General features: G+C 70.7%; 27 protein-coding genes. 16 read left to right on the forward strand and 11 right to left on the reverse strand.

Going from position 1 to position 26254, the window contains the following annotated elements:
* The first annotated feature begins 265 nt into the window (after positions 1 to 265).
* The 3 genes from OG371_RS31475 to OG371_RS31485 all read left to right on the forward strand — a co-directional run bounded on the left by OG371_RS31475 (position 266) and on the right by OG371_RS31485 (position 4285).
* A complete protein-coding gene (locus OG371_RS31475; RefSeq protein WP_329059103.1) occupies positions 266 to 1246 on the forward strand; it encodes a heme o synthase in 981 nt (326 codons plus the stop codon).
* 164 nt (positions 1247 to 1410) lie between these two features.
* Positions 1411 to 3690 carry a HelD family protein gene (locus OG371_RS31480; RefSeq protein WP_442876189.1) on the forward strand — a complete coding sequence of 760 codons (2280 nt, stop codon included), beginning with the start codon at positions 1411 to 1413 and terminating at the stop codon, positions 3688 to 3690.
* A 10-nt stretch (positions 3691 to 3700) separates the two neighbouring features.
* Positions 3701 to 4285, forward strand: a complete 585-nt coding sequence (locus OG371_RS31485) for an FKBP-type peptidyl-prolyl cis-trans isomerase (RefSeq protein WP_329059104.1) — start codon at positions 3701 to 3703, stop codon at positions 4283 to 4285.
* Here OG371_RS31485 and OG371_RS31490 read toward each other — a convergent pair.
* Complete coding sequence (locus OG371_RS31490; RefSeq protein ID WP_442876010.1) at positions 4254 to 4874, reverse strand: NAD(P)-dependent oxidoreductase; 621 nt, start codon at positions 4872 to 4874, stop codon at positions 4254 to 4256. The genes OG371_RS31485 and OG371_RS31490 overlap by 32 nt on opposite strands.
* Here OG371_RS31490 and OG371_RS31495 point away from each other — a divergent pair.
* A complete protein-coding gene (locus OG371_RS31495) occupies positions 4842 to 5300 on the forward strand; it encodes a substrate-binding domain-containing protein (RefSeq protein ID WP_329073323.1) in 459 nt (152 codons plus the stop codon). The two genes, OG371_RS31490 and OG371_RS31495, sit on opposite strands and share 33 nt — an antisense overlap.
* A 29-nt stretch (positions 5301 to 5329) precedes the next feature.
* Here the strand turns inward: OG371_RS31495 and OG371_RS31500 are convergent, their stop codons facing one another.
* The gene (locus OG371_RS31500) at positions 5330 to 6301 is read right to left on the reverse strand and encodes a quinone oxidoreductase family protein (RefSeq protein ID WP_329059105.1); all 972 of its coding nucleotides are present in this window, start codon (positions 6299 to 6301) and stop codon (positions 5330 to 5332) included.
* Between the two features lie 96 nt (positions 6302 to 6397).
* On the opposite strand from OG371_RS31500, the gene OG371_RS31505 reads away from it, so the two are divergent.
* Complete coding sequence (locus tag OG371_RS31505; RefSeq protein ID WP_329059106.1) at positions 6398 to 6706, forward strand: hypothetical protein; 309 nt, start codon at positions 6398 to 6400, stop codon at positions 6704 to 6706.
* A 29-nt stretch (positions 6707 to 6735) separates the two neighbouring features.
* On the forward strand, positions 6736 to 7566 hold the full coding sequence (locus tag OG371_RS31510) for an ATP-grasp domain-containing protein (RefSeq protein WP_329073324.1): 831 nt from the start codon (positions 6736 to 6738) through the stop codon (positions 7564 to 7566).
* On the opposite strand, the gene OG371_RS31515 is transcribed toward OG371_RS31510, so the two are convergent.
* Positions 7563 to 8486: an acyl-CoA desaturase gene (locus OG371_RS31515; RefSeq protein WP_329059107.1), complete on the reverse strand. Its 924-nt coding sequence runs from the start codon at positions 8484 to 8486 to the stop codon at positions 7563 to 7565. The two genes, OG371_RS31510 and OG371_RS31515, sit on opposite strands and share 4 nt — an antisense overlap.
* A gap of 110 nt (positions 8487 to 8596) precedes the next feature.
* Positions 8597 to 9574: a COX15/CtaA family protein gene (locus OG371_RS31520; RefSeq protein WP_329059108.1), complete on the reverse strand. Its 978-nt coding sequence runs from the start codon at positions 9572 to 9574 to the stop codon at positions 8597 to 8599.
* Positions 9575 to 9712: 138 nt separating this feature from the next.
* Here OG371_RS31520 and OG371_RS31525 point away from each other — a divergent pair, with 138 nt between their 5' ends.
* Entirely contained in the window at positions 9713 to 10798 is a 1086-nt protein-coding gene (locus tag OG371_RS31525) for a hypothetical protein (protein ID WP_329059110.1), read from the forward strand.
* Here OG371_RS31525 and OG371_RS31530 read toward each other — a convergent pair.
* From OG371_RS31530 to mptB, 5 genes are all read right to left on the reverse strand, one after another.
* Positions 10748 to 11899 (reverse strand): IS481 family transposase, encoded by a 1152-nt coding sequence (locus tag OG371_RS31530; protein WP_329059111.1) that lies wholly within the window; start codon positions 11897 to 11899, stop codon positions 10748 to 10750. The two genes, OG371_RS31525 and OG371_RS31530, sit on opposite strands and share 51 nt — an antisense overlap.
* A 159-nt stretch (positions 11900 to 12058) precedes the next feature.
* The gene (locus OG371_RS31535) at positions 12059 to 12847 is read right to left on the reverse strand and encodes an ABC transporter permease (RefSeq protein WP_329059113.1); all 789 of its coding nucleotides are present in this window, start codon (positions 12845 to 12847) and stop codon (positions 12059 to 12061) included.
* Complete coding sequence (locus tag OG371_RS31540; protein ID WP_329059114.1) at positions 12844 to 13038, reverse strand: hypothetical protein; 195 nt, start codon at positions 13036 to 13038, stop codon at positions 12844 to 12846. Before OG371_RS31540 ends, OG371_RS31535 begins: the two co-directional genes overlap by 4 nt.
* The gene (locus OG371_RS31545) at positions 13035 to 13961 is read right to left on the reverse strand and encodes an ABC transporter ATP-binding protein (RefSeq protein WP_329059115.1); all 927 of its coding nucleotides are present in this window, start codon (positions 13959 to 13961) and stop codon (positions 13035 to 13037) included. Before OG371_RS31545 ends, OG371_RS31540 begins: the two co-directional genes overlap by 4 nt.
* Positions 13962 to 13967: 6 nt before the next feature.
* Positions 13968 to 15599 carry a polyprenol phosphomannose-dependent alpha 1,6 mannosyltransferase MptB gene (gene mptB / locus OG371_RS31550; protein ID WP_329073325.1) on the reverse strand — a complete coding sequence of 544 codons (1632 nt, stop codon included), beginning with the start codon at positions 15597 to 15599 and terminating at the stop codon, positions 13968 to 13970.
* Positions 15600 to 15734: 135 nt separating this feature from the next.
* Here mptB and OG371_RS31555 point away from each other — a divergent pair, with 135 nt between their 5' ends.
* From OG371_RS31555 to OG371_RS31590, 8 genes are all read left to right on the forward strand, one after another.
* Complete coding sequence (locus OG371_RS31555; protein WP_329059116.1) at positions 15735 to 16574, forward strand: helix-turn-helix transcriptional regulator; 840 nt, start codon at positions 15735 to 15737, stop codon at positions 16572 to 16574.
* The gene (gene sufB, locus OG371_RS31560) at positions 16571 to 18019 is read left to right on the forward strand and encodes a Fe-S cluster assembly protein SufB (RefSeq protein WP_091618889.1); all 1449 of its coding nucleotides are present in this window, start codon (positions 16571 to 16573) and stop codon (positions 18017 to 18019) included. The genes OG371_RS31555 and sufB overlap by 4 nt, the downstream gene beginning before the upstream one ends.
* A gap of 2 nt (positions 18020 to 18021) precedes the next feature.
* A complete protein-coding gene (gene sufD, locus OG371_RS31565; protein WP_091618891.1) occupies positions 18022 to 19194 on the forward strand; it encodes a Fe-S cluster assembly protein SufD in 1173 nt (390 codons plus the stop codon).
* Positions 19195 to 19227: 33 nt separating this feature from the next.
* Positions 19228 to 19995, forward strand: coding sequence for a Fe-S cluster assembly ATPase SufC (gene sufC, locus OG371_RS31570; protein WP_329059118.1), 768 nt, complete (start codon positions 19228 to 19230; stop codon positions 19993 to 19995).
* 49 nt (positions 19996 to 20044) lie between these two features.
* On the forward strand, positions 20045 to 21364 hold the full coding sequence (locus tag OG371_RS31575; protein WP_329059119.1) for a cysteine desulfurase: 1320 nt from the start codon (positions 20045 to 20047) through the stop codon (positions 21362 to 21364).
* Positions 21361 to 21810, forward strand: a complete 450-nt coding sequence (sufU, locus tag OG371_RS31580; protein WP_091618896.1) for a Fe-S cluster assembly sulfur transfer protein SufU — start codon at positions 21361 to 21363, stop codon at positions 21808 to 21810. The genes OG371_RS31575 and sufU overlap by 4 nt, the downstream gene beginning before the upstream one ends.
* On the forward strand, positions 21807 to 22235 hold the full coding sequence (locus OG371_RS31585; RefSeq protein WP_329059120.1) for a metal-sulfur cluster assembly factor: 429 nt from the start codon (positions 21807 to 21809) through the stop codon (positions 22233 to 22235). The genes sufU and OG371_RS31585 overlap by 4 nt, the downstream gene beginning before the upstream one ends.
* Before the next feature lie 285 nt (positions 22236 to 22520).
* Positions 22521 to 23972, forward strand: coding sequence for an amidase (locus OG371_RS31590; protein ID WP_329059121.1), 1452 nt, complete (start codon positions 22521 to 22523; stop codon positions 23970 to 23972).
* 72 nt (positions 23973 to 24044) lie between these two features.
* Here OG371_RS31590 and OG371_RS31595 read toward each other — a convergent pair whose 3' ends face one another.
* Positions 24045 to 24440: a winged helix-turn-helix transcriptional regulator gene (locus OG371_RS31595; protein WP_329059122.1), complete on the reverse strand. Its 396-nt coding sequence runs from the start codon at positions 24438 to 24440 to the stop codon at positions 24045 to 24047.
* A gap of 62 nt (positions 24441 to 24502) precedes the next feature.
* Between OG371_RS31595 and OG371_RS31600 the strand changes: the two genes are divergently transcribed.
* Positions 24503 to 25342, forward strand: coding sequence for an NAD(P)H-binding protein (locus OG371_RS31600; RefSeq protein WP_329059123.1), 840 nt, complete (start codon positions 24503 to 24505; stop codon positions 25340 to 25342).
* A 4-nt stretch (positions 25343 to 25346) separates the two neighbouring features.
* On the opposite strand, the gene OG371_RS31605 is transcribed toward OG371_RS31600, so the two are convergent.
* Positions 25347 to 26240, reverse strand: coding sequence for an NADP-dependent oxidoreductase (locus OG371_RS31605; RefSeq protein WP_329059124.1), 894 nt, complete (start codon positions 26238 to 26240; stop codon positions 25347 to 25349).
* Positions 26241 to 26254: the final 14 nt, after the last annotated feature.

Here is a 26254-nt window from a genome sequence, read left to right on the forward strand (position 1 = left end):
TGGTCATCGGCCGTACGAAGTGGACACCCCGGGAAGCCCGCCTCGCCCGCGCCCGGTGCGGTCAAGGAGGCCTTCACCGCGTTGCCGCCGGGGCAAACCGGAGCAGGGGTGACGGAGCAGACAGGCGGCGGCGTGTCGAGGACCCGCGATCACGCACCGGTTTCCCCGCGTCTAACATCGAGCGCGGGCCTGGTCCGGGAGATTCACCAGTGTCACCGCGGTCTTCCTGGCCGCCGCCCGGCCCCGAACTGACACAGGGAGTGAAATGTCGTTGGTGAACGCTGCGCACGGACGCAGTGAAGACACCAGCGCCGTACACCCGACCGGTGAACGACCGCACGGTGCCCGGCGAAGCGTCCGCCAGGTGGTCGGCGCCTACGTGGCCCTCGCCAAGCCGCGCGTGATCGAGCTGCTCCTCGTCACCACCATCCCGGCGATGTTCCTGGCCGGGCGCCAGATCCCGTCGCCGTGGCTGGTGGTCGCCACGCTCGTCGGCGGCACGATGGCCGCGGGCAGCGCGAACGCGCTCAACTGCGTGATCGACGCCGACATCGACAAGGTGATGAACCGGACCAAGCGGCGCCCGCTGGTCAAGGACTCGGTGCCGCGGCGCAGCGCGCTGATCTTCGGGCTGCTGCTCGGGGTGGCGTCGTTCGCCGTCCTGTACTTCACGGTGAACTTGCTTTCCGCGATCCTCGCGATCGCGACGATCCTGTTCTACATCTTCGTCTACACCCTCGGCCTCAAGCGCCGGACTTCGCAGAACGTGGTCTGGGGCGGGGCGGCCGGCTGCATGCCGGTGGTGATCGGCTGGGCCGCGGTCTCGGGCACGGTGCAGTGGCCGGCGTTCGTGATGTTCGGCGTGATCTTCTTCTGGACCCCGCCGCACACCTGGGCACTGGGCATGAAGTACCGCGACGACTACGAGCGCGCGGGCGTGCCGATGCTGCCGGTGGTCGCCAGCCCGCAGCACGTGGCCCGCCAGATCGTCATCTACTCCTGGGTGATGGTCGCCTGGACGCTGCTGCTGCTGCCGGTGACGAGCTGGCTGTACGCCACCTTCGCGGTGCTGGCCGGCGGCTGGTTCCTGTTCTACGCGCACAGCCTCCAGGCCGCGGTCCGCCGCGGCGAGGAGACCAAGCCGATGTCGCTGTTCCACCGCTCGAACACCTACCTGATGATCGTGTTCGTCGCGCTGGCCGTCGACTCGGCGATCGGGCTGCCGACCCTGGGCCTGCCGTTCTAGACTGTTCCCCGGTATCCGCGGTGCCGTCGAGGTCACTTGGCCTCGGCGGCCTTTTTGTGAACAGGGCACAGTTTTGTGCGTTCCGGGAATCCCGGGGCGCACCGGGTGCGTTGGTCTTCGGAAGGCTCTTCCTTCCCCGACGTGAAAGCAGGCTGCTCTTGTCCGTGTCCCCGGACCGGGAAACAGACGGCACCCTCGTGGACGGCACGCCCGAGCACGCCGCCGAACTGGCGCGCGAGCAGGCGTACGTGACCACTTTGTACGTGAAGCTCGACTCCGAACGGGTCGAGGCGCAGCGCCGGCTCGACGTCACGCTGAAGCAGACCGGCGGCACCCCGCAGGCGCGCACGGAGCGGGACGTCGCGACCACGCTCTACACCGACCGCCTCGCCCAGCTGGGCTCGGTCGAGCAGGGGCTGTGCTTCGGCCGCCTCGACTTCCTCCCCGAGCAGGACGAGGAGACGACCTACATCGGCCGGCTCGGGCTGTTCGACGAGGACGACGAGTACCGGCCGCTGCTGGTCGACTGGCGGGCGCCGGTCGCGCGGCCGTTCTACCTCGCCACCGCCGCTTCGCCGGACGGCGTGCGACGGCGTCGCCACCTGCGGTCGCTGACGCGCAAGGTCACCGGTTTCGACGACGAGGTGCTCGACCTCTCGGCCGCCGACCAGGGCCAGGACCTCGGGCTGGCCGGCGAGGCCGCGCTGCTGGCCGCGCTGGAGCGCCGCCGCACGGGCGAGATGAGCGACATCGTCGCGACCATCCAGGCCGAGCAGGACCGGATCATCCGCGCGCCGCTGGGCGGGGTGATGGTGGTGCAGGGCGGGCCCGGCACCGGCAAGACCGCCGTGGCGCTGCACCGGGCCGCGTACCTGCTCTACACGCACCGCCAGCAGCTGACCACCCGCGGCGTGCTGGTGGTCGGGCCGAACAGCACGTTCCTGCGCTACATCGGCCAGGTGCTGCCGTCGCTGGGTGAGACCGGCGTGCTGCTGGCCACCGTCGGGCAGCTCTACCCGGGCCTGGACGCTGACGGCGTGGAGTCGCGCGAAGCTGCCGAGGTGAAGGGCCGTGCGGTGATGGCGGACGTGCTCGCCAACGCCGTCCGCGACCGCCAGCAGGTGCCCGACCCGGTGCTGGAGATCGAATACGAGCGCGACCTGCTCAAGCTGGACCGCAAGACCTGTGCCGAGGCGCGGACCCGTGCCCGCCGTTCGCGCCGTCCGCACAACCTCGCGCGGCGCCTGTTCGTCTCCGACGTGCTCGACGCGCTGACCCGCCAGGCCGCCCGCAAGCTGGGGGAGGACCTGCTCGACGCGCAGGACGTCCAGGACATCCGCGCCGAGCTGGCGGCGGACAAGTCCGTCGCGGCCGCGGTGGACTCGCTGTGGCCGAAACTCACCCCGGAAGGCCTGCTCGACGACCTGTTCGCCGAGCGCGAACGCCTCCGCTCGGCCGCCGGCAAGCTGCTGTCCGAAGCGGACCGCGCGCACCTGGAGAGCGGCCGCGAGGCGCATTGGACCCCGGCCGACGTGCCGTTGCTGGACGAGCTGGCCGAGCTGCTCGGCGAGGACGACACCGACGAGCGCGCTGAGCGCCGCCGTCGAGACCGCGTGGAGCGCGCGTACGCCGAGGGCGTGCTGGACATCCTGGAGCAGGACGACGAGATCGTCGACGAGGAGCTGCTGCGGGTGTCCGACGTGCTGGACGCGGAGCTGTTCGCCGAACGGCAGCAGGCGCGCAGCGAGCTGACCGCCGCCCAGCGCGCGGCGCAGGACCGGACGTGGACCTTCGGGCACGTGATCGTGGACGAGGCGCAGGAGCTGTCCGCGATGGACTGGCGGCTGCTCATGCGCCGGTCGCCGAACCGGTCGATGACGCTGGTCGGCGACGTCGCGCAGACCGGGGCCGCGGGCGGCGCGCGGACCTGGGACGAGGTGCTCTCGCCCTACGTCGACGATCGCTGGAAGCTGGAGCAGCTGACGGTGAACTACCGCACCCCGGCGGAGATCATGGCCGTCGCCGCGCGGGTGCTGGCCGAGCTGGACGTGGACCTGAAGGCGCCGACCTCGGTGCGGGAGACCGGGTTCCGGCCGTGGTGCGCGCTGTCTGCCGACCTGGCGGCCGATCTGCCCGGTTTCGTCGCGGGTGAGCTGTCCGCTGTGGACGGTGGGACGGTGGCCGTGCTGACGCCGGTGTCCCGGGCCGAGGCGGTGCGCGAGCTGCTGGGTGTCTCGGTCGACGACGAGCGCGTGAGCGTGCTCACCGTGGAGCGGGCGAAGGGCCTGGAGTTCGATTCGGTGCTGCTCATCGCCCCGGACGAGATCACCGGCGGCTCGCCGCGCGGGCTGAACGACCTGTACGTGGCCCTGACGCGGGCGACCCGTCGGCTCGGCGTGGTCCAGACCGGTGACGCTGTTCCGGCGCTGGAGGGTCTTGGCTAGGGTGCCGGTCATGCAGAAAATCGGCAAGATCGCCGCCGTGGCCGCCGTCGTCGCGGCCGGGGCCCTCAGCCTCACCGCCTGCGGCAGCAAGGACACCGCGGCCGGGGCGGGCACTCCCGCGGCCCCCGCGCCCTCCAGCTCCGCCGCGCCGGCCGCCCCCGCCGCCGCGCCGAGCAAGGGCCGCGAGTGCACCGCGGACGACATCAAGACCACCGGGAAGTTCGGCGAGGTGCCGACCATCACCATCCCGGACAGCTGCGACCCGCCGAAGAAGCTGATCACCAAGGACCTGTCCGAGGGCACCGGCCCGGCGGCGGCCAAGGGCCAGAAGCTCCAGATGAACTACACAGTGGTTACCTGGTCGAACAAGCAGAAGCTGGACAGCTCGTTCGACCGCGGTCAGACCTTCCCGCTGACCCTCGGCGCGGGCGACGTCATCCCCGGCTGGGACCAGGGCCTGGAAGGCATCAAACAGGGCGGCCGCCGGCTGCTGATCATCCCGCCGGACCTCGCCTACGGTCAGGGTCGTCCTGGCATCAAGCCTCAGGAAACGCTGGTCTTCGTCACCGATGCGGTCTCGGTCGGCGCTGCCTGAGTTTCAAGCCAGGAAGTCCAGCCGTTCCGGCAGTACCGGGTAGGCGAAGCCGGTCCCAGCCACCCAGCGGGCCACCTCTGAGGCGGCGGAGTCGGTGAGGCGGGCCAGTTCGTTGCCCTGCGAGCCGGCGGCGTGCGGGGTGATCAGCACGTTGTCGCAGGTCCACAGTGGATGGTCGGCGGGCAGGACTTCGGGGTCGGTGACGTCGACGGGCGGTGTTGATCAGGACCGCGCCGGGGCGCATCGAGAAGAGCAGGGCGCGGTTGACGAGGCCGCGGGTGGCCGGGAGCAGCGGGGTGTGCACGCTGACCGCGTCGCTTTGGGTGAACAGCTCGGTCAGCTCCGCCGAAGAGGCGCCCAGTTCGCGCGCCTCCTCCGCGGAGACGTACGGGTCGTGCAGCAGGATGCGCAGGTCGTACGGGCGCAGCAGCTCGATCACGCGGCGGCCGATCAACGACGCGGACAGCACACCCACGGTGCGGCGGTAGTTGCCCAGCCCGGGCAGCTCGGGGAACTCGCCGGACCGGGCCCGCGCCGCCCGGTAGGCGCGGGCCTGATCCAGCACCCGCTTGCCGCACAACAGGATCATGGCGACGGTGTACTCGGCAGGACACCTCGATGCCGCGGTCCCAGCAGGCCTGCGTCACGACACCACGCACGGAGCCGGCGGTGTGCACGACCGCCCGCAGCCGGGGCCGACCGCCCGACCGCGATCGTGGCAGCGAACGACCTGGCCGCGGCCAGGGAAGCCGGACTCACCGTGCCTGCGGACGTCTCGGTGGCCGGCTTCGACGACCTCCCGATCAGCCGCGACGCGATGCCGACGCTGACCACGGTGCGGGTGCCGCTCGACGAGCTGGGCCGTCGGGCCGGTCGGATCGCTGTCGGCCAGGAGTCTGCGGAGCGGGGGGAACTCGTACCGGAACTGATTGCCCGGGACTCCGTGGGCGCACCGGCCCCTCCCCAGCTGCCTGGCGGAAAGCCGCCAAGGACTCCTTGCCCGCGCTCAAGGTAGGCAAGGAGTCCTTGACGGCCCAGCCCAAGTCACGGGACCAGAATCAGTTTCCCGGTCGTCTTCCGTCCCTGCAGGTCCTCGTGGGCCTGGCGCGCCTCGGCCAGCGGGTACCGGCCGCCGATGCGGATGTCGAGTGAGCCGTCGAGCACGGCCTGGAACAGTTCGCCCGCGCGCCAGTCCAGTTCCTCGCGCGTGCGCAGGTAATGCCCCGACGACGGGCGGGTCAGGAAGAGGGAGCCGCCCGAGTTGAGGCGTTGCGGGTCGATCGGGGGGACCGGGCCGCTGGCCGCGCCGAAGAGCGCGAGCAGGCCGCGGATCTTCAGGCTGGCCAGGCTGCCGTCGACGGTGTCCTTGCCGACGCCGTCGTAGACCACGGCGACGCCCTCGCCGCCGGTCAGCTCACGGGTGACCGCGGCGAAGTCCTCGCGGTCGTAGCGGATCACGTGGTCCGCGCCGGCCCCGCGGGCGAGCTGGGCCTTCTCCTCGGTGGACACGGTGCCGATCACGCGGGCGCCGCGGGCCTTCGCCAGCTGCACCAGCAGCAGGCCGACGCCGCCGGCGGCCGCGTGCACCAGCACGTCGTCGCCTTCCTTGACCTCGTACGTCGAGCGCACCAGGTAGTGGGCGGTCATGCCCTGCAGCATGGCCGCCGCGGCGACCTCGTCGGAGACGCCCTCGGGCACCTTCACCGCGCCGTCGGCGGGGACCCGCTTGCGCGCCGCGTAGCTGCCCAGCGAGCCCTGCCAGGCGACGCGGTCACCGGGCGCGAAGTCCGTGACGCCCTCGCCGACCTCGGCCACCGTGCCCGCGCCTTCGAGGCCGAGCACAAAGGGCAGGTCGATCGGGTAGATGCCCTGGCGCTGGTAGGTGTCGATGTAGTTGACCCCCGCCGCGGCCACGTCCACCAGCAGCTCGCCGGCCTCCGGCGCGCCGGTCTCGACGTCGGCGACCTCCAGTACTTCCGGCCCGCCGGTCCGGGTGACCTGCACTGCGGTGGACATGGTGCCTCCTCGTCTCGGTGATCCGTTCCCGGCACAACTATGGCCGAGGCCACGCTTGTTCCGCGTCCCAGGGGGTGAGCGGTTAAGCTCGCCGACGTGGCTGAGGAGACCGAAGAGACGCCGACCGCCCGCCAGCTGGCCGCCGCCCGCGACTTCGTGGCGCGGCACGGGAAACCGTCGCGCGCCGTGGTGGAGAACATCGGCCGGGTCGGCGCCCGCGTGGTGCTGGTCGGCGCCGACGGCGCGCTGGGCGACGTGCTGGTGGCCGGCCCCGGGGCGGGCGCCGCGCTCGTCGAGAAGGTGGACGACCTCGAAGCCGCGGAATGGGACAGCGAGACTGTGAAGCTGGCCAAGATCGGCCCGGCGCACCGGCGCAAGATGGCCGGCCCGAGGGCGCACCGGTGAGCACCGCGATCTTCGCCTCCTGCGCCAAGATGCCCGAGGGCGACGGCGACGACCAGGCCGTGGCCGCCGCGCTCGACGACCTGGGCTTCACCGTTCGCTGGGCGCCGTGGGACGACCGGAGTGTGGACTTCGCCGATGCCGAGGTGGTCGTGCTGCGCGCGACCTGGGACTACCCGGAGCGCCGCACGGAGTTCCTCGACTGGTGCGAGTCCGTGCCGGCCCTGTGCAACCCCGCCGCGGTGGCGCGCTGGAACACCGACAAGTCCTACCTCGTCGAGCTGCTGGACGCGGGCCTGCCCGTGGTGCCGACCACGCTCGTCGAGCCGGGGGAGAAGCCGAGCTGGCCGCGCGCGCCGTTCGTGGTGAAGCCTTCGGTGGGCGCGGGCTCCCGCGGCGTCGCCCGCTTCGGCGCGGACGCCGCCGGCGCCGACGAGCACCTGCGAACCCTGCACGCCGACGGGCGGACCGCGCTGATCCAGCCGTACCAGTCCAGTGTGGACACCCAGGGCGAGATCGCGCTGGCGTACTTTGGCGGGATCTACTCGCACGCCTTCACCAAGGGCGCCATGCTCGGGTCCGCTGTGGACGCGAGCGGCCTGTACCTCGAGGAGCGGATGGCCCCGGCCGTCCCGGCGCCCGAGGTCCGCGCGCTGGCGGAGGACGCCATGGACACCGCGTGCTCACTGCTCGGCATCCTGCGCGCGGAACTGCTCTACGCCCGCGCCGACATCGTCCGCGGCGAGGACGGCCAGCCCCGGCTGCTGGAACTCGAACTGGTCGAGCCGACCCTGGGCTTCCGCCAGGCCGACGCTGGCGCACCGCTGAGGTTCGCTTCCGCGGTGCGGCAGCAATTGGCTTAACGGACCCGTTTCGCCTCGAGGCGCTCGGCCCGGGGCCACCGGACGTCGGTGGCCCAGCCGAGGCGCTCGAACACCCAGATCACCCGGGCGGAGACGTCCACCTGGCCGCGCAGCACGCCGTGCCGCGCGCAGGTCGGGTCGGCGTGGTGGGAGTTGTGCCAGGACTCGCCCATGGACAGGATCGCCAGCGGCCAGAAGTTCGCGGCCTTGTCGCGGCTGGCGAAGGGCCGTTCGCCGATCAGGTGGCACACCGAGTTGACGGACCAGGACACGTGGTGCAGGAACGCGATCCGCACCAGCCCGGCCCAGAAGAACCCCGTCACCACGCCCCACCACGACCAGCTGAGCAGCCCGCCCAGCGCCGCGGGCAGCAGCAGGCTGAGCGTGATCCACAGCGCGAAGAAGCGGTTCACCAGGCGCAGGTCGCGGTCGCCGACGAGGTCGGGCGCGAAGCGGTCCGCGTTGGTCACCTCGCGCTGGAACATCCAGCCCATGTGCGCGTGCCAGAACCCGCGCAGCAGCGCCGAAGGCGAGGTGCCGAACAGCCACGGCGAGTGCGGGTCGCCCTCGCGGTCGGCGAACGCGTGGTGGCGGCGGTGGCTGGCGACCCAGAAGATCACCGAGCCCTGCACGGCCATGCTGCCCGAGATGGCCAGCGCGATCCGCAGCGCGCGCGGCGCCTTGAACGCGCCGTGCGTGAAGTACCGGTGGTAGCCGACGGTCACGCCGAGCGTGCCGAAGGTGTAGAAGACCACGGCGAGCGCCACGTCGACCCAGCTGAGCCCCCAGCCCCACAACAGCGGGACGGCGGCGATCAGCGCCACGAACGGCACCAGCAGGAACGTCTTGAGCACGATCATCTCCGCGGGCCCCCGCCGTCCGGAGATGAGGGGCTTCACGGGGGAGGGGACGGACGTCATGGCGCGGCACCTCGAGGGTCGGCAGGCGGCTGTCGGGCCGGAGCCTAGGCGACCCCGCTGTCCACCGGGCCAAAGGCGCGTTACGCCCATATGGCCGTAACGCTGCGGGTTCAGCTCGTGGCGGCGAGTTCGCGCTCGGCGGGCGGCGCGGGCTGCAGCGAGCCGGCCGGGCCGCGGTCGCGGGTGCCGGTCCACAGCGTCGCCGTGACGACGATGACCAGCGCCGAGCCGAGCACGTGGAACGAGACCATGGCCTCGGGCACGCCAAGCGCGTACTGCACGATGCCGAGCACGCCCTGCGCCAGCGCGACCGCCCACACCCAGGCGTAGCGCTGCCAGACGCCCTTCGGCGCGCCGACCCGCATGAGCTGGAGGCCGAACACGGCCAGCACGATGAGGTAGGCGACCAGGAGGCCGCCGTGGGCCTGGGCGAGGTTCTCGATCGGCGCGTCGAGCCGGTGGGTGTTGGCGTCGCCGCCGTGCGGCCCCGCGCCGGTGACGGTGGTGCCGGCGATCAGCACGGCCCACATCAGCACCGTCAGCACCACGAGGATCTTGCGCCCGGACGACGGCACGAGCGGTCGCGCGGGCTCGTCGCCTTCGTTGAACGCCTTCAGCAGCAGCACCGCGAGCCAGATCAGCGGAGTGGACGCCAGGAAGTGGATGGCGACGGTCCACCATTCCAGCTTCGCCAGCACCGTCATGCCGCCGATCACGGCCTGCAGCACCACGCCGCCGGGCATCGTCCACGCGAGCCGCACCAGCCGGCGCCGCTCGGGGTGGTCGAGCAGGATCCGCCACGCGGTGATCACCGCGAGCGCGGCGATCACGATCACCGCGCCGGTGAGCATCCGGTTCGAGAACTCGATCCACTGGTTCACCGCGTGGATGCCGGGGTGGTTCATCGGGACCAGGCTGCCGGGCACGCACTGCGGCCACGTCGGGCAGCCCAGGCCCGAGCCCGTCACGCGCACCACGGACCCGGTCACGCCGATCCCGCCCATCGCCACCACGGAGGCGACGCCGACGGCCCGCTGGGCCGTCGCGGAGGGGTACGGCAGGCGGGCGATCAGGCTGGGGAAGAACACGGGGGAATCGTACTCGTGAGTGTTCATGCCGGTTCTAACCGGCATGAACACTCACGAGCTTTATCCACAACGCCGCCCCTCATCCACAGATTTCGCTTTTGCCGCCATGGGGCACTTTCGCGGTGCGACAGTCGGTTTGTGCCCCGTCATTCACGATGGTCGGAGTCCGACCGGATCCACGAAGAGCAGCTCGGCAGCTGGCGGTCACTCCTGCGGGACCAGGCAGGAGTCATCTCGTATGCGCAGCTGAAGGCGCACGGCCACGGCGCTCACGATATCTCGGCAAACCTCGCGGCGGGTCGGTGGCAGCGGCTGCTCCCGAGGGTCTACGCGATCTTCACCGGCAAGCCGGACCGTCTCGCCTTGATGAACGCGGCGATTCTGTATGGCGGAGCTCACGCCGTGCTGAGCCACCGGACGGCTGCCGAGGAATGGAAGATGCTGCCCGTCGAAGCCGGGCCGATCGAGATCACCGTGCCCTATCACAATTCCGCGGTCTCGCAGCTGCCGTTGGTCAAGGTGCACCGGTCCCGTGCTCTGGCCCATACCGCGCTCGCCGTTCCGCTGCCGAGAACCCGGAGAACGGCCACGATCGTCGATCTCGCGGTCGCGGCACCCTCCGCGCGGGCCGCGTTGTACCTGGTTGCGGACCTGGTCAGCCGGCAAGCGATCAGCGTGGCGGACATGCTCGACTGCGTGGGTGCACGGGCACCCAGGCGCTACCGAACGGTCATCTCGCAGGCTCTGGAGCTGGTCGGCGGCGGGCTGATGTCGGCTTTGGAAGTCGAATACGCGCAGCGGGTGGAGCTGGCGCACGGCCTGCCGGAGGGGAGCCGTCAGATGCCCTTCACCGTGGACGGCAAGACCTTGTGGGAGGACGTTGCCTACGACGGAGCTGGTGTCGCGTTGACGGTGCGGCTCGACGGCCGGGCCACGCACAGCATCGCGGGAGTGGCGTTCCGCGATCGCCGCCGGGACAACGTCGCGGAGCTCGCGGGCCGATCCCGGCTGGTCTACGGATGGCGGGACGTACACGAGGACCCCTGTGGCGTCGCGCGCGAGGTGGCGAGTGTGCTGACGCGGCTGGGGTGGCGGAGTGGCGAGAAGGCTCGTGAGTGTTTATGCCGGTTAGAACCGGCTGTCATGTTTCAGGACTTCGTGAACAGATGTGTTTCAGGACTTCGTGGACGGTTTGTGGCTGGTCAGTGGTTGGTAGCGTACTGATCGGTCGAGGGTGAGGTGGCGGGCGACGGTGTTGTTGATCATGACGGTGACGCGGTCGCCTTGCCAGTAAACGGTCGCGGTGTGGCCGGCCCAGGCGCGGCCCAGGACGATGGAGCAGCCGGAGAAGGCGATCACGCCGGTGGTGGAGACGGGGCGGGTGGTGACGCCGCTGGGCCGGTGGGCGGCGGTGCTGGGGGCGGTTTTGGGGGTGGCGTCGTAGCGTTGCTGCGGGGTTTCGCCGTCCAGGCTTTGGTGGCGGCGGTGGTTGTAGATCGTCCGGTACTCGTCGAGAAGTTGTTGCATCTCGGGCACCGTGGTGGGCGTGGGCCGGGCGCGGAGCCATTTTTGCAGGGTTTGGTGGGAGCGTTCGTTTTTCCCGCAGGTCTGCGGGTGATAGACCGAGGAGGCGATGGCGGCCACGCCTCGTTCGGCGAGGTGGCGTTCCAGCTCGGCCGTCCTCCCGCGGTGTTTGCCGGAGAAGGCCAGTCCGTTGTCGGACAGCACTTTCACGGGCAGGCCGTAGCCGGCGAAGGCGTGTTGCAGCGCGGTCCAGGTGTCGGCGCCGTTCTCGCTGGCCGCGGCGTAGGAGCCGACGTCGAGGCGGGAGTGGTCGTCGAGGATCTGGATGATGCAGACCTTGGTGCCATCGGCGAGGTAGTGCTCCATGCCGTCGATCTGCCAGCAGCCGTTGGGGTCGGCGTATTCGAACCGGCGCCGGGTCCGGGGCTTCTTGCGGGGTTCCGGGACGATCTGGCCGTGCTCGCACAGGATTCGGTAGACCGCGGACTGCGACGGCAGCGGGGTGACCCCGGTGTCCTCGAGCCGCCAGCGGATGGAGATCGGCCCGTTGTCCAGGCCCTCACCGGCTAGTTCTTTGCGCGCTCGCAGCACCGCCTCGGCCACCCCGGCGCCCAGAGCCCTCGGATGGTGGTGCGGGGCGGTGCTGCGGCGGGTGAACCCGTCCACGCCCTCGGCCCGGAACCGGGCCAGGTACTTGTGGAACACACTCCGGGACACGCCGTGCTCGCGGCAGAACCGCGCAATGTTGACCTTCTCGCCCGCCGCGACCTGCGCGACCGCGGCAACGAACTCAGGATCCATCGAAAACCCTGCTCTGCCCATCGCCGCATGATCACCACACACGCCCTGGTCACCACGCCGACAGGCCGGTCAGTGTCCACGATGTCCTGAAACATCAACTGTCCACGAAGTCCTGAACTGCAACAGCCGGTTAGAACCGGCATAAACACTCACGAGCAGTTAGGTGAGCTTCGTGGTCCGGGCCGCCAAGGCGCCAGCCGCGGCGGCCCACACGACGAGCACGGCCAGTGGCCCGATCGCGAAATGGCCGTCCACCAGTGCGGCGCGCAGGCCTTCCGCGAGGGCGCCCGAGGGCAGCAGCGAGACGACCACGCCCAGCCCGGACGGCAGCGCCGACGGGGCCAGCAGGATGCCGCCCGCGAGCAGCAGCACGAACCAGACGATGTTGGCCAGCGCCAGCACCGCTTCCGCGCGCAGGGCGCCGCCGAGCAGCACGCCGAGCCCGCCGAACGCCAGGGTGCCGACGATCAGCAGCACGATCGCCGCCGCGAGGCCCGCCGCGGACGGAGACCAGCCCAGCAACGCCGCCACCACGCCGATCACCACGGACTGCAGCACCACGACCACCAGCGCGGCCACCACCCGGCCGGCCACGAGCAGCCAGCGGGGCAGCGCGGTGGCCGAAAGCCGCTTCAGCACGCCGTAACGCCGATCGAAGCCGAGCGCGATGGCCTGGCCGGTGAAAGCCGACGACATCACGGCCAGCGCGAAGATCCGCGGCGTGATCCAGTCCACTTTGGACGCCGAGCCGAGCTGGCTCGCGGGCAGCACGTCCAGCAGGCTCAGGCCGATCAGCAGCGCCAGCGGGATGATCAGGGTCAGCAGCAGCTGTTCGCCGTGGCGCAGCGTCAATCCGGCTTCGACGCGCGCGTGCGTGCGCAGCATCTTGCCGAGCGAGCCGCGGCCGGGCGCCGGGGTGAAAGTCCCCGCGGGGAACGGAGTGCTCATGCGGCTGCCTCGCCGGTGCGGGCCGGGGGAGCGGTGGTGGCGCCCGGCGCACGCCCGGCGCGGGCCGATGCCGCGGCGGTGGCGCCCGCCGCGCGGCCGGTGTGGGCTGGGGGAGTGGCGATGGCACTCGCCTCGCGGCCGGTGCGGGCCGATGCCGCGGCGCCGGAGGATCCGTTGCTCAGCGTGGTCATGCCCGCAGCTCCCGTCCGGTCAGCTCGAGGAAAACCTCTTCCAGCGTCCGCCGCCCGACCTGGAGCTGTTCGGGCAGCACGCCCTGTTGCGCGCACCACGCCGTGACGGTCGACACCACCTGCGGGTCGACCGCGCCCTCGACGAGGTACGCGCCCGGCGCGGTCTCGTTGACGCGATAACCCTCCGGCAGCGCGGCGGCGAGCAGGGCGGTGTCCAGCCGGGTCCGGGCGCGGAACCGCAGCTGCGCGGCGTCGCCCGATTCCAGGGTGAGCGCGTGCGGAGAGCCTTCGACGACGATCTTGCCGTGGTCGACGATCACCACCTGGTCGGCCAGCGCCTCCGCCTCCTCCATCAGGTGCGTGGTGAGCAGCACGCTCACGCCGTCGGCGCGCAGCGCGGCCAGCAGCTCCCAGACCAGGCGGCGCGCCTGCGGGTCCATGCCGGCCGTCGGCTCGTCGAGGAAGACCAGCTCGGGGCGGCCGATCAGCGCGCAGGCCAGGGAAAGCCGCTGCTGCTGGCCGCCGGAGAGGCGCTTGAACGGGGTCCGCCGCGCGCCCGCCAAGCCGAGCACGTCGAGCAGCCACGCCGGATCCAGCGGGTTGGCCGCGCACGAGGCGACGAGCGCGAGCATCTCGTCCGCGCGGACCCCGGGATATGCGCCGCCGCCCTGCGGCATGATGCCGACGCGCGGGCGCAAGGCCGCGCTGTCCTTCACCGGGTCGAGGCCGAGGACGCGCACTTTCCCCGCGTCAGGCCTGCGGAAACCCTCGCAGATCTCGACCGTGGTGGTCTTGCCGGCGCCGTTCGGGCCGAGCAGGGCCAGCAGGCAGCCGCGCTCCATGCGCAGGTCGAGACCGTCGACGGCGGTGGTGGAGCCGTAGGTTTTCACCAGGCCGGTGAGCTCGACGGCGGGGTTGTTCACAACGCCTCACGATACGACGTCGGCCAGCGCCTTCGGTTCCGGGGACGTCCTGGACAGCAGGAGCGGGGAGAGCCGGTACACCACGGCGAGCCCGCCGAGGGTCACCAGCGCCGCGGCGCCGTAGGCCCACGGCAGGATGTAGGCGTGCCCGTCGAAGGCGCTTCCGGTGGGGGGCAACAGGAACGGCAGCCCGGCGCTGACCACCGTCGCGGCGGTCCGGAACCGGGAGGTGCCGGCGGCCGCGGCCAGCGGGATCACCGCCCACAGCACGTACCAGGGCTGGAGGCTGATCTGCAGGATCATCGCCGCGCCCAGGCCCACACCGAGGCCGATGATCGGCCGGTAGCGCCATTTGAAGCTGGCCCAGAGGAATTTGAAGGTGACCGCGGCGGTGACCACGTAGCCGAGCACGCCGATGATCGGCACCAGCGCGTTGGTGTGGTTGCCGAGGCCGAGTGCGATGCCGAGCACCCCGGCCAGGTTCGCGAGCTCGGCCGTGGGGGAGATCCAGGACCGCACGAGCCCCGGCGTGGCCAGCGTCGTGCCGACCCAGCCGAAGCCGAGCCCGGTGCCGTAGCAGACCGCGACCAGGACCACGCCGAACAGCAGCGCCATCGGCACGCCCGCCCACACCAGGTCCTTCAGCCGGCCGTGCCAGCGCCGCGCCACCATCACCGCGAAGAACGGCAACGCCAGCAGCGCGGGCACCTTGATCGAGGCGCCGAGGGTGATGATCGTGACGCCGAGCGCGATGAACAGCAGCTCCCCGCACGCCAGCGGCGGCGGGCTGTCGCCCTTGACCCGCACCGGCAGCCGGCGGATGCCGACCTCCAGCCCGGCCACCATCAGGCCGATCGCCAGCGAGTCGTTGTGCGCGCCGGCCACGAAATGGAAGATCAGCAACGGGTTCGCCGCGCCGAGCCACAGCGCGGTGACCGGCTGCACGCCGAACCGGCGCGCCAGCCGCGGCACCGCCCAGACGATCAGCACCACGCCCACCAGCGCCAGCGCGCGCTGCAGCAGCACGCCGACCACGATGTCGTTGCCGCCGACCGGGGCCAGCCAGCCGCCCAGGCGCAGCAGCAGCGGGCCGTACGGCGCCGGGGTGTCGCGCCACATGTTCGACACCCCCGCGGTGAGCGGGTCGGCGATGCCGAGCGCCGGCGCCGGGCCCAGCTGGTACGGGTCCATGCCGCGGTGCACGATCTCGCTCTGCGCCAGGTAGCTGTAGACGTCGCGGGAGAACAGCGGCGGGATCGCCAGCAGCGGCGCGACCCACATGGCGATGGTGCGGGCGAGCTGGCCCCGCGTGGCCAGCCGCGCGCTGGCCGGGCGGGCGAACCGGCCGAGCATCAGCCAGCTGAGCACCAGGATGCCCATGCCGGAGAAGGCGATGGCCAGCGAGACCGACGGGATCCGGGTGAACAGCCGCAGCACCGGGATGTTCTGCACCGGGTTGATCACCGGGGCGGCGCCGGCGCCGAGCGAGCCCAGCGCGAGGAACAGCGAGCCGACCGTGCCGAACCGGCGCACCACGTCCAGCCCGCGGTGTTCGGCCTGGTCGAGCGGCTGCGGCTCGTGCGGGCGGACGGGCGAAGGCGGCGCCACGGTCGTCGCCGTGTCGCCCGCTACGCCCACTTCCGGGTCCCGCTGCGCGGGTTGCTCGCCGACTGCCACGCCAGGAAGGGTATCGAGTCGCCCTGGCGGGTGATGCGGGTCACTGGTGCACGCCCCGCCTTTGCCCGTGGCGGCGAAATAAGACACACTTGTGTTGTGAAAAAGAACGGGACCCCGGACGAGGTGGGCGGCGACGAGCCGCGTGCCGCGTCTGTCGGCGTTCCCGTGCAGGTCAACGCCGTGAACGCGGCCGAGGGCCGGACCCGCCACGAGGTGGCGCGGCTGCTGCTGGAGCAGGGGCCGATGACCGCGGCGGTCGTCGCGGAGCAACTCGGGATCAGCCCGACGGCGGTACGCCGGCACCTGGACGCGCTGGTGGCCGACGGCGAGGCGGAGACCCGGGACGCGTCCCGCCGGGAGCCGCGCGGCCGCGGCCGGCCCGCCAAGCTCTTCCTGCTCACCGAGCCCGGCCGGGCCCGGTTCGGGCACGCCTACGACGACCTCGCCGTGTCGGCCATCCGCTTCCTCGCCGAGCACGCGGGGCCGGACGCCGTGCGCGCCTTCGCCGAGAGCCGGGTCGAGGCCCTCGTCGGGCCGCACAAGCCGGCGATCACCGGATCGGGTGACCCGGTGATCCGCGCCGAGGCCCTGGCGACCGCCCTGACCAGGGAGGGCTACGCTGCGTCGACCCGTCAGGTCGGGGCCGGCGAACAGCTCTGCCAGCACCACTGCCCGGTCGCGCACGTGGCCGCGGAGTTCCCGCAGCTGTGCGAGGCCGAGACCGAGGCGTTCGCCCGGCTGCTCGGCACCCACGTGCAGCGGCTGGCGACGATCGCACGCGGCGACAACGCGTGCACCACACACGTACCCGTCACCGCGACGGGTATCCCGGCCCATCCCGAGCCGGACAGCACCAGGCCTCCGGAGACGGTTGCGGCGACGCCGCCGGCCCAGGGGCGCACAGCACGGATCCCGAATGGAGGGAAACCCGCATGACTGCCGCTGCCGAGCAGCGCACTCCCACCACCGCGCCACTGAGCCAGGAAGAGACCATCGAGTCCCTTGGCAAGTACGCGTTCGGCTGGGCCGACTCCGACGAGGCGGGCGCCAGCGCCCGTCGCGGGCTGAACGAGGACGTCGTCACCGACATCTCCTCGAAGAAGTCCGAGCCGGAGTGGATGCGCGACGCCCGCTTGAAGGCGCTCAAGCTCTTCGAGCTGAAGCCGATGCCCAACTGGGGCGCCGACCTCACCGGGATCGACTTCGACAACATCAAGTACTTCGTGCGCTCCAGCGAGAAGCAGGCCACCAGCTGGGAAGAGCTGCCCGAGGACATCAAGAACACCTACGACAAGCTCGGCATCCCCGAGGCGGAGAAGCAGCGCCTCGTGGCCGGCGTCGCCGCGCAGTACGAGTCCGAGGTCGTCTACCACTCCATCCGCGAGGACCTGGAGTCCCAGGGCGTGCTGTTCCTGGACACCGACACCGCGCTCAAGACGCACCCGGAGCTGTTCGAGGAGTACTTCGGCTCGGTGATCCCGGCCGGGGACAACAAGTTCTCCGCGCTGAACACGGCGGTGTGGTCCGGCGGCTCGTTCATCTACGTGCCCAAGGGCGTCAAGGTGGACATCCCGCTGCAGGCCTACTTCCGGATCAACACCGAGAACATGGGCCAGTTCGAGCGCACCCTGATCATCGTCGACGAAGACGCCTACGTGCACTACGTCGAGGGCTGCACCGCGCCGATCTACCAGTCCGACTCGCTGCACTCCGCGGTCGTCGAGATCATCGTGAAGAAGGGCGGCCGCTGCCGCTACACGACGATCCAGAACTGGTCGAACAACGTCTACAACCTGGTCACCAAGCGCGCCAAGTGCGAAGAGGGCGCGACCATGGAGTGGATCGACGGCAACATCGGCTCCAAGGTCACCATGAAGTACCCGTCGGTCTTCCTGATGGGCGAGCACGCCAAGGGCGAGGTCCTCTCGGTCGCTTTCGCGGGCGAGGGCCAGCACCAGGACGCGGGCGCCAAGATGGAGCACCTCGCGCCGCACACCTCCTCGACCATCGTGTCGAAGTCGGTGGCGCGCGGCGGCGGCCGGACGTCGTACCGCGGCCTGGTCCGCGTCGCCAAGCGGGCGCACCACTCGCGCTCCAGCGTGGTCTGCGACGCCCTGCTGGTGGACACGATCTCGCGCTCGGACACCTACCCGTACGTGGACATCCGCAACGACGAGGTGTCCATGGGCCACGAGGCCACGGTGTCCAAGGTCAGCGAAGAGCAGCTGTTCTACCTGATGTCGCGCGGCCTCGACGAGGCCGAGGCGATGGCGATGATCGTGCGCGGGTTCGTCGAGCCCATCGCGCGTGAGCTGCCGATGGAGTACGCGCTCGAGCTGAACCGCCTGATCGAGCTCCAGATGGAAGGGTCCGTCGGCTAGTCATGTCGGTTACCGAGAACAACGTTTCCGAAGCGCTGCGCGAGGGAGCGGTCGTCCCGGCCGCTTCCCGCGCGGAGCGCTTCACCTCCTACGACGTCGAGGCCTTCGAGGTCCCGGGCGGCCGTGAGGAGAACTGGCGCTTCACGCCGATGAAGCGGCTGCGCGGCCTGCACGACGGCAGCGCGCCCGCCACCGGCGAGATCACGCTGGAGACCGACACCGCCCCCGAGCTGAAGATCGAGACCGTCGGCCGTGAGGACGCGCGCCTGGGCGAGGCCGGCGTGCCGAGCGACCGGATCGCGGCGCAGGCCTACTCGTCGTTCACCAAGGCCACCGTGGTGACGGTGCCCAAGGAGACCAAGGCGTCGAAGCCGTCGGTGCTGCGCATCCACGGCCCGGGCGTCGACCAGGTCGCGTACGGGCACCTCCAGGTCCGCGCCGAGGCGTTCGCCGAAGCCGTGGTCGTGCTCGACCACGTCGGCTCCGGCACGTACGCCGACAACGTCGAGTTCGTCATCGGCGACGGCGCCAAGGTCACCGTGGTCAGCGTCCAGGACTGGGCCGACGACGCGGTGCACGTGTCCGAGCAGCACCTGAAGCTGGGCCGCGACGCCGCGCTGCGGCACACCGTGATCACCCTCGGCGGCGACCTGGTCCGCATCTCGCCGACGGCGACGTTTGCCGACAAGGGCGGCGACGTCGACATGCTCGGCGTCTACTTCGCCGACGGCGGCCAGCACCAGGAGCACCGCCTCTTCGTCGACCACGCGGTGCCGAACTGCAAGTCGCGCGTGGGCTACAAGGGCGCGCTCCAGGGCGACGGCGCGCACTCGGTCTGGATCGGCGACGTGCTGATCCGCGCGGCCGCCGAGGCCACCGACACCTACGAGTTCAACCGCAACCTGGTGCTCACCCCGGGCGCGCGCGCGGACTCCGTGCCGAACCTGGAGATCGAGACCGGCGAGATCGAAGGCGCCGGCCACGCGAGCGCGACGGGAAGGTTCGACGACGAGCAGTTGTTCTACCTCCAGTCGCGCGGGATCGCCGAAGAAGCCGCCCGGCGCTTGGTCGTGCGCGGGTTCTTCCACGAGATCCTGGTGAAGATCGACGTCCCCGAGGTGCGCGAGCGCCTCGAAGCCGCGATCGAGGCCGAGCTCGAAGCCGTTGGCGCCTGACGCCGTCCACCGCAGACTTTTAGGAAACGAAGAATGGCTACCCTGGAAATCAAGGACCTGCACGCCTCGGTCGAGACCGACGAGGGCGCCAAGGAGATCCTCAAGGGCGTGAACCTGACCATCAAGTCGGGCGAGACCCACGCGATCATGGGCCCCAACGGCTCCGGCAAGTCCACCCTGTCGTACGCGATCGCCGGCCACCCGAAGTACCGGGTGACCTCCGGTGAGGTGCTGCTGGACGGCGAGAACGTGCTCGAGATGAGCGTGGACGAGCGCGCCCGCGCCGGCCTGTTCCTCGCCATGCAGTACCCGGTCGAGGTGCCCGGCGTGTCGATGTCCAACTTCCTCCGCACCGCGGTCACCGCGGTCCGTGGCGAGGCCCCCAAGCTGCGCCACTGGGTCAAGGAGGTCAAGGAGGAGATGGGCAAGCTCGAGATCTCGCAGGAGTTCGCCGAGCGCTCGGTCAACGAGGGCTTCTCCGGCGGCGAGAAGAAGCGCCACGAGATCCTCCAGCTGTCGCTGCTCAAGCCGAAGTTCGCCATCCTCGACGAGACCGACTCGGGCCTCGACGTGGACGCGCTGCGCGTCGTCTCCGAGGGCGTCAACCAGTACAAGGCCTCCAGCGAGGTCGGCGTCATGCTGATCACGCACTACACCCGGATCCTGCGGCACATCACGCCGGACTTCGTACACGTCTTCGCCGGCGGCAAGATCGTCGAGTCGGGCGGCAAGGAGCTGGCCGACGAGCTGGAGGAGAACGGCTACGTGAAGTACGTCGGCAAGACCGAAGCCGCCGTCTGACGTTCGTATCACCGAAGTTCCCGACTACACCGAGAGAGGAGTTGGCTCGATGACCACCACGGCTTCGAACAGCCCGACCAACTCTGTTCCCCTTGACGTGGCGGCGCTGCGCGCCGACTTCCCCATCCTGTCCCGCACCGTGCGCGACGGGAAACCCTTGGTGTACCTGGACTCCGGCGCGACCTCACAGCGGCCGACGCAGGTGCTCGACGCCGAGCGGCGGTTCCTCGAGACCTCGAACGCCGCGGTGCACCGCGGGGCCCACCAGCTCGCCGAGGAGGCGACCGACGCGTACGAGTCCGCCCGGGCCCGGATCGCGGAGTTCACCGGGACCTCCCCGGAGGAGCTGGTGTTCACCAAGAACGCCACCGAGGGCATCAACCTGGTGGCGTACGCGATGAGCAACGCGGCCACCGACCCGGAAAGCGCGGCCGCGCGGTTCGCGGTCGGCCCCGGTGACGAGATCGTCATCACCGAGATGGAGCACCACGCGAACCTGGTGCCCTGGCAGCAGTTGTGCCAGCGAACCGGGGCGACGCTGAAGTGGTTCAAGGTGACCCCCGAGGGCCGGCTCGACCTGTCGGACATCGACGAGCTGATCACGCCGCGCACGAAGCTGGTGGCGTTCGCGCACCAGTCCAACGTGCTGGGCACGATCAACCCGGTCGAACTGCTGGTGGCCAAGGCGAAGCAGGTCGGCGCGCTGACCCTGCTCGACGCCTGCCAGTCGGTCCCGCACGGGCTGTACGGCCAGGGCGCGGTCGACCTCGGCGCGCTGGGTGTCGACTTCGCCGTGTGGTCCGGGCACAAGATGCTGGCGCCGTCCGGCATCGGCGTGCTGTACGGCCGCACCGAGCTGCTCGAGGCGATGCCGCCGTTCCTCACCGGCGGCTCGATGATCGAGCTGGTCCGGATGGAGAAGACGACGTTCGCGCCGCCGCCGCAGAAGTTCGAGGCGGGCGTGCCGATGACCTCGCAGGCCATCGGGCTCGGCGCGGCCGTGGACTACCTGTCGGCGATCGGCATGGACCGCATCGCGGCGCACGAGCACCTGCTCACCGAGCGGGCGCTGGCCGGGATCGGCGCCATCGACGGCGTCCGGATCGTCGGGCCGACCGACCTGGCGGACCGAGGCGGCACGGTGTCGTTCGTGATCGACGGCGTGCACCCGCACGACGCCGGCCAGGTGCTCGACAGCCTGGGCATCGCGGTGCGCGTCGGCCACCACTGCGCGTGGCCGCTGCACCGGGCGTGCGGGGTGCCCGCCACCGTGCGGGCGACGTTCTACCTGTACAACACACTGTCCGAAGTGGACGCGCTCGTCGACGGGATTCGCGAGGCGCAGAAGTTCTTCGGAGTGGCCCAGTGAACCTGGAGAGCATGTACCAGGAGATCATCCTGGACCACTACAAGAACCCGCACGGGCGCGGCCTGCGCGATCCGTTCGACGCGGAGTCGTTCCAGGTCAACCCGACCTGCGGGGACGAGGTCACGCTGCGGGTGAAGGTCGACGGCGGCAAGGTCGCCGACATCTCCTACGAGGGCCAGGGCTGCTCGATCAGCCAGGCCTCGACGTCCGTCATGACGGACCTCGTCGTGGGGCACACCGTGGAGGAGGCGTTCACCACCATGGACGCCTTCGTGGAACTGATGCAGGGCAAGGGCAAGGTCGAGCCGGACGAGGACGTGCTGGAGGACGGGATCGCCTTCGCGGGCGTCGCCAAGTACCCGGCCCGCGTCAAGTGCGCACTGCTCGGCTGGATGGCGTTCAAGGACGCCGTCGCCCGCACCACCACAGGAGCTGAGAAGGCATGAGCGAAGACACCCAGACGGTCGCGGAAACGGCTTCGGCCCAGGCCCCCGAGCACCGTGAAGGCCGCACGGCCGCCGACCTGCCGGAGCAGACCGGCTCGGTCCCGGCCGACGTGGCGAAGATCGAGGACATCGAGGAGGCCATGCGCGACGTGGTCGACCCCGAGCTGGGCATCAACGTCGTCGACCTCGGCCTGGTCTACGACATCCACGTGGAGGGCGACAACTCCGTCACGCTGGACATGACGCTGACGTCCGCGGCCTGCCCGCTGACCGACGTGATCGAGGACCAGACCTCGGCGGCGCTCACCTCCGGCGGCCTGGTCAGCGACTTCCGGATCAACTGGGTCTGGATGCCGCCGTGGGGCCCGGAGAAGATCACCGACGACGGCCGCGAGCAGCTGCGCGCGCTCGGCTTCACCGTCTGAGCCACGCTTTTCCCAGGGCCACCCCGTGCTTCGGTGCGGGGTGGCCTTTTTTGCGCGCGGTGGTTGTATAACGACCTATACGGCGGCGCGTGACCCGGCTCGGCCGGGAAGTGAGACGTCGATCCTATTGCCCGATGCGGCATTTCATGGCTTTCAGGGCTGGAGCCGGCTTATTTTGGCGCTCTGACCTGCGGCGGGCTGCCACGGTGAAGACGACTGTTCGACCTTCCCGTTGTGTACAAGGGAATTTCGTGCCTCCCGGGGCCGCTCGATAACTTCGCAGCCATGGAACGGAGCTTTCACACAGCCGAAGAACTCATCACCGCCTTGCGGGCCGGTGCGGTGACCTCGGTGGAACTGACCGAAGAGGCGATCGACCGGATCGAGCGCGAGGACAAGGTGGTCAACGCGATCTGCCTGCCGGACTTCGACCGGGCGCGGGCCGCCGCGCGGGAGGCCGACCAGGCCCGCGCGCGAGGGGAGGACCGGCCGCTGCTCGGGGTTCCGGTGACGGTCAAGGAGTCGTACAACATCGCCGGGCTGCCCACGGCCTGGGGCATGCCGCCGCACCGGGATTTCATGCCGGACGAGGACGCGGTGCAGGTTTCGCGGCTCAAGGCCGCGGGCGCGGTGGTGCTCGGCAAGACCAACGTTCCGTTGGGACTGCAGGACATCCAGAGTTTCAACGAGCTCTACGGCACCACCACCAATCCGTGGGATCCCGCGCGCACGTCGGGCGGATCCTCCGGCGGGTCGACGGCGGCGCTGGCGTCCGGGTTCGGCGCGCTGTCCATCGGCTCCGACATCGCGGGCTCGCTGCGCACCCCCGCGCATTTCTGCGGCATCTACGCACACAAGCCGACGCTCGGGCTGGCGGCCAGCCGCGGCATGGTTCCGCCGGGTGAGCAGGCTTTGCCGGTTGATCTCGACCTCGCCGTCGTCGGCCCGATGGCGCGCTCGGCCCGCGACCTCACGCTGCTGCTCGACGTCATGGCCGGACCGGACCCGCTGACGGGCGGCCTCGCGTACGACCTGAAGCTGCCGCCCGCGCGCCACGAGCGGCTGTCCGAATTCCGGGTCTTGGTCATCGAGGAGCATCCGCTCATGCCGACCGGAGCAGCCGTACGGGCGGGGGTGAACCGGGTGGCGGACGCGCTGGCCGACGGCGGCGCTCGCGTCGAGCGGCAAAGTTCGTTGCTGCCCGATCTGGCCGATGCCGCGAGGCTCTACATGCAGCTGCTGATTTCCGGCTCTGTTGCGCGCTTTCCCATCGAAACGCTCGAGCAGCTGCGGGCCCGCGTCGCCGGATTCAGCGCGGACGACCAGAGCCTGGAGACCACGCGGCTGCGCGCCATGGTGTCCAGCCACCGCGATTGGATGGAGGCGAACAACCGCCGCGAACTCCACCGTCACGGCTGGCGGCAGCTGTTCGCCGAGTTCGACGCCGTGGTGTGCCCGATCACGCCGACGCCCGCGTTCCCGCACGACCACAACCCCGATCCGCTGGCCCGGCACCTCGACATCGACGGCGTCGGGTACCCGTACTTCGACCAGCTCATCTGGGCCGGCCTGGCCACCATGCCCGGCCTGCCCGCCACCGCCGTCCCCACCGGCCGGTCCACCGACGGCCTGCCGGTCGGGGTGCAGCTCATCGGCCCGATGTTCGAGGACCGCACCCCGCTGCGGCTGGCCGAACTGCTGGAGGAGAAGATCGGCGGTTTCCAGGCGCCGAAGTAGGTCTCAGTCCGATGTGGACCGGAGGGTGTCCGCGACCGGGCGCCGGGCGACGGCCATCCGCCGGTCAGCTCATCAGCGCTGCCGGTCGTGGCGGTGCTGGGCGGCGACGACGTCGATCGTGTGCTGCCGGATCCAGCCCAGGAACTGTTCCAGCGACTTGGTGAGGCCCTGGCCGAGCGACGTGAGCTCGTAACTGACCCGCGGCGGCGTGGTGTGCTCGACCGTGCGCTCGACCAGGCCGTCCCGCACCAGGGTGCGCAGCGTTTGCGACAGCATCTTCTCGCTGATCCCACCGATGGTCGCGTGCAATTCGGAAAAGCGCTGTGGCTCCTCGCCCAGCGCCGCCAGGATCAACATGCCCCAGCGTCCGGTGATGTGGTCGAGGACCTCGCGCGCCGGGCACTCGCTGTTGAACGCGTCACTCAAGCCCTGCCAGGCATTACGCCCGGCCTGCGAACCTACCTCCACATTCGGAGCTTACCCGAAGGTAGGTACTTACGGCGAGTAAGCTCCACGAATACGCTCCAGCCATGGTCACAGTGGTGTTCGGAGCCCGCGGCAATGTCGGTCGCCATGTCGCGGCGGGGTTGAGTTCGGCGGGGGAGAAGATGCGGCTGACGAGCCGGGAGCCGCTCCCCGCGGGCTTCCCGCCGGGAGCGGAAGTCGTCACGGCCGATCTGGAGAAACCCGAAACCCTGCCCGCCGCCCTCGACGGCGCGCAGCGCGTTTTCCTTTACGCCAAGCCGGAAGGCATCGACGGTTTCGTGACGGCGGCCGAATCCGCCGGCGTCCGGCACGTGGTGCTGCTGTCGTCCGGCGCGGTCCTGCACCCGGACGCCGCGCGCAACCCGATCGCCCAGGCCCACCTCGCGGTCGAGTCCGCCCTGGAGAATTCGAGCCTGGCCTGGACCTTCATCCGGCCGGGCATGTTCGCCACCAACACCCTGTGGTGGTGGCGGAATCCGATCCGCGACGAGGGCGTCGTCCGGCTGCCCTACCCGGACTCGCAGACCGCGCCCATTCACGAAAAGGACCTGGCGGCGCTCGCGGTGACCGCGTTGACCCAGCCAGGCCACGACGGCCAGGCCTATCCCGTGTGGGGGCCCGAGGCGCTGTCCCTCCGGGAGCAAGTACGGCACATCGCTGCGGCCGTCGGACGCGAGATCCCCCTCGAGACGATCTCGGTCGAGCAGGCCCGCGTTGAGCTCGGCAAGACCATGCCGCCCATCGGGGTCGACGCGATTTTGGCCGCCTGGCAGGCCGGAACCACCGCGCCGCCACGGGTGTCGACCGTCGTCGCGGACGTCACCGGCCGTCCGGCGCACACGTTCGCGCAGTGGGCCGAAGACCACGCGGACGACTTCCGCTGAGGGTTCAGCCGAGTTCCTGGGGGTGCAGCACGATGCGCCCGTGGGCCTTGCGGTCGGCCAGAGCGTGGTAGGCGTCGCGCACGGCGGTGAGCGGATACGTTGCGGCGATAGGGATGTACAGGTCACCGGCGGCGGCGAGGGCGGCCAGTTCGGCCAGCGCCGGGAGACCGCCGGCGTCAGTCGTTCCGAGAGCTTTGACGCCTTTCTCTTTCGCAGCGCGGTAATCGACGACGGTGTTGATGCGGTCGGCCGGAACGCCGAGCTTGATGGCGAGGTCGAGATAGCCGCCGCCGACGGTGTCGATGAAGGCGTCGACTCGATCGGCCGTGGCGCGGATCCGTTCCAGTTCGCCGTCGCCGTACCGGACCGGCTCGATGCCGTGGTGCCGGAGCAGGTCGGCATGCGCGTCGCTGGTCAGGCCGATCACCGTTGCCCCGGCGCGAAGCGCGAGCTGCGCGGCGGTGAACCCGACACCGCCCGACGCGCCCGAGATCACGACGGTCTCGCCCGGCCGCGGTTCAACCGCCCGGATGGCGCCGAGGCCCGCCATCGGTGTGGTGTGGAGCGAACCCGCGACGTCCCAGGGGAGGGCCGGCGGCTTGCGCACCAGCTGGGCCGCGGGGATGGCGACGAACTGGGCGTGGGCGGCCCAGCTCTGCAGCCGCCCCAGCACAGCGTCGCCGACGGTGAAGCCAAGCGCGCCGACCGCCACGACTTCACCGGCGAGATCGCGGCCCGGCGTGTACGAACTGCCGTGCAGCGCCGATAGCGCCCCGGGGTTGAGCGCCCCGGCTTCGACTCGGACGACCACCTCGCCCGGGCCGGCCACGGGCTCGGGGACGTCCGCGAGGTAAATCCCGTCGATGCCCGAAAAACGGTCATAACGCACGGCTTTCATCAGGGCTCTCCCGG

The organism is Amycolatopsis sp. NBC_01480 (genome assembly GCF_036227205.1).
Classification (GTDB): Bacteria; Actinomycetota; Actinomycetes; order Mycobacteriales; family Pseudonocardiaceae; genus Amycolatopsis.

What these genes read in the sequence shown, in the direction of transcription:
- OG371_RS31500 (WP_329059105.1), bottom strand. Translation starts at nt 6,301, where the DNA reads ATGTCCACCGCAGTGCAGGTCACCCGGACCGGCGGGCCGGAAGTACTG.
- OG371_RS31530 (WP_329059111.1), bottom strand. Translation starts at nt 11,899, where the DNA reads ATGGATCCTGAGTTCGTTGCCGCGGTCGCGCAGGTCGCGGCGGGCGAG.
- OG371_RS31515 (WP_329059107.1), bottom strand. Translation starts at nt 8,486, where the DNA reads ATGACGTCCGTCCCCTCCCCCGTGAAGCCCCTCATCTCCGGACGGCGG.
- OG371_RS31485 (WP_329059104.1), top strand. Translation starts at nt 3,701, where the DNA reads ATGCAGAAAATCGGCAAGATCGCCGCCGTGGCCGCCGTCGTCGCGGCC.
- sufD (WP_091618891.1), top strand. Translation starts at nt 18,022, where the DNA reads ATGTCGGTTACCGAGAACAACGTTTCCGAAGCGCTGCGCGAGGGAGCG.
- sufC (WP_329059118.1), top strand. Translation starts at nt 19,228, where the DNA reads ATGGCTACCCTGGAAATCAAGGACCTGCACGCCTCGGTCGAGACCGAC.
- OG371_RS31575 (WP_329059119.1), top strand. Translation starts at nt 20,045, where the DNA reads ATGACCACCACGGCTTCGAACAGCCCGACCAACTCTGTTCCCCTTGAC.
- OG371_RS31540 (WP_329059114.1), bottom strand. Translation starts at nt 13,038, where the DNA reads ATGACCACGCTGAGCAACGGATCCTCCGGCGCCGCGGCATCGGCCCGC.
- sufB (WP_091618889.1), top strand. Translation starts at nt 16,571, where the DNA reads ATGACTGCCGCTGCCGAGCAGCGCACTCCCACCACCGCGCCACTGAGC.
- OG371_RS31490 (WP_442876010.1), bottom strand. Translation starts at nt 4,874, where the DNA reads ATGATCCTGTTGTGCGGCAAGCGGGTGCTGGATCAGGCCCGCGCCTAC.
- OG371_RS31590 (WP_329059121.1), top strand. Translation starts at nt 22,521, where the DNA reads ATGGAACGGAGCTTTCACACAGCCGAAGAACTCATCACCGCCTTGCGG.
- OG371_RS31475 (WP_329059103.1), top strand. Translation starts at nt 266, where the DNA reads ATGTCGTTGGTGAACGCTGCGCACGGACGCAGTGAAGACACCAGCGCC.
- OG371_RS31600 (WP_329059123.1), top strand. Translation starts at nt 24,503, where the DNA reads ATGGTCACAGTGGTGTTCGGAGCCCGCGGCAATGTCGGTCGCCATGTC.
- OG371_RS31585 (WP_329059120.1), top strand. Translation starts at nt 21,807, where the DNA reads ATGAGCGAAGACACCCAGACGGTCGCGGAAACGGCTTCGGCCCAGGCC.
- OG371_RS31535 (WP_329059113.1), bottom strand. Translation starts at nt 12,847, where the DNA reads ATGAGCACTCCGTTCCCCGCGGGGACTTTCACCCCGGCGCCCGGCCGC.
- OG371_RS31510 (WP_329073324.1), top strand. Translation starts at nt 6,736, where the DNA reads ATGCCCGAGGGCGACGGCGACGACCAGGCCGTGGCCGCCGCGCTCGAC.
- OG371_RS31605 (WP_329059124.1), bottom strand. Translation starts at nt 26,240, where the DNA reads ATGAAAGCCGTGCGTTATGACCGTTTTTCGGGCATCGACGGGATTTAC.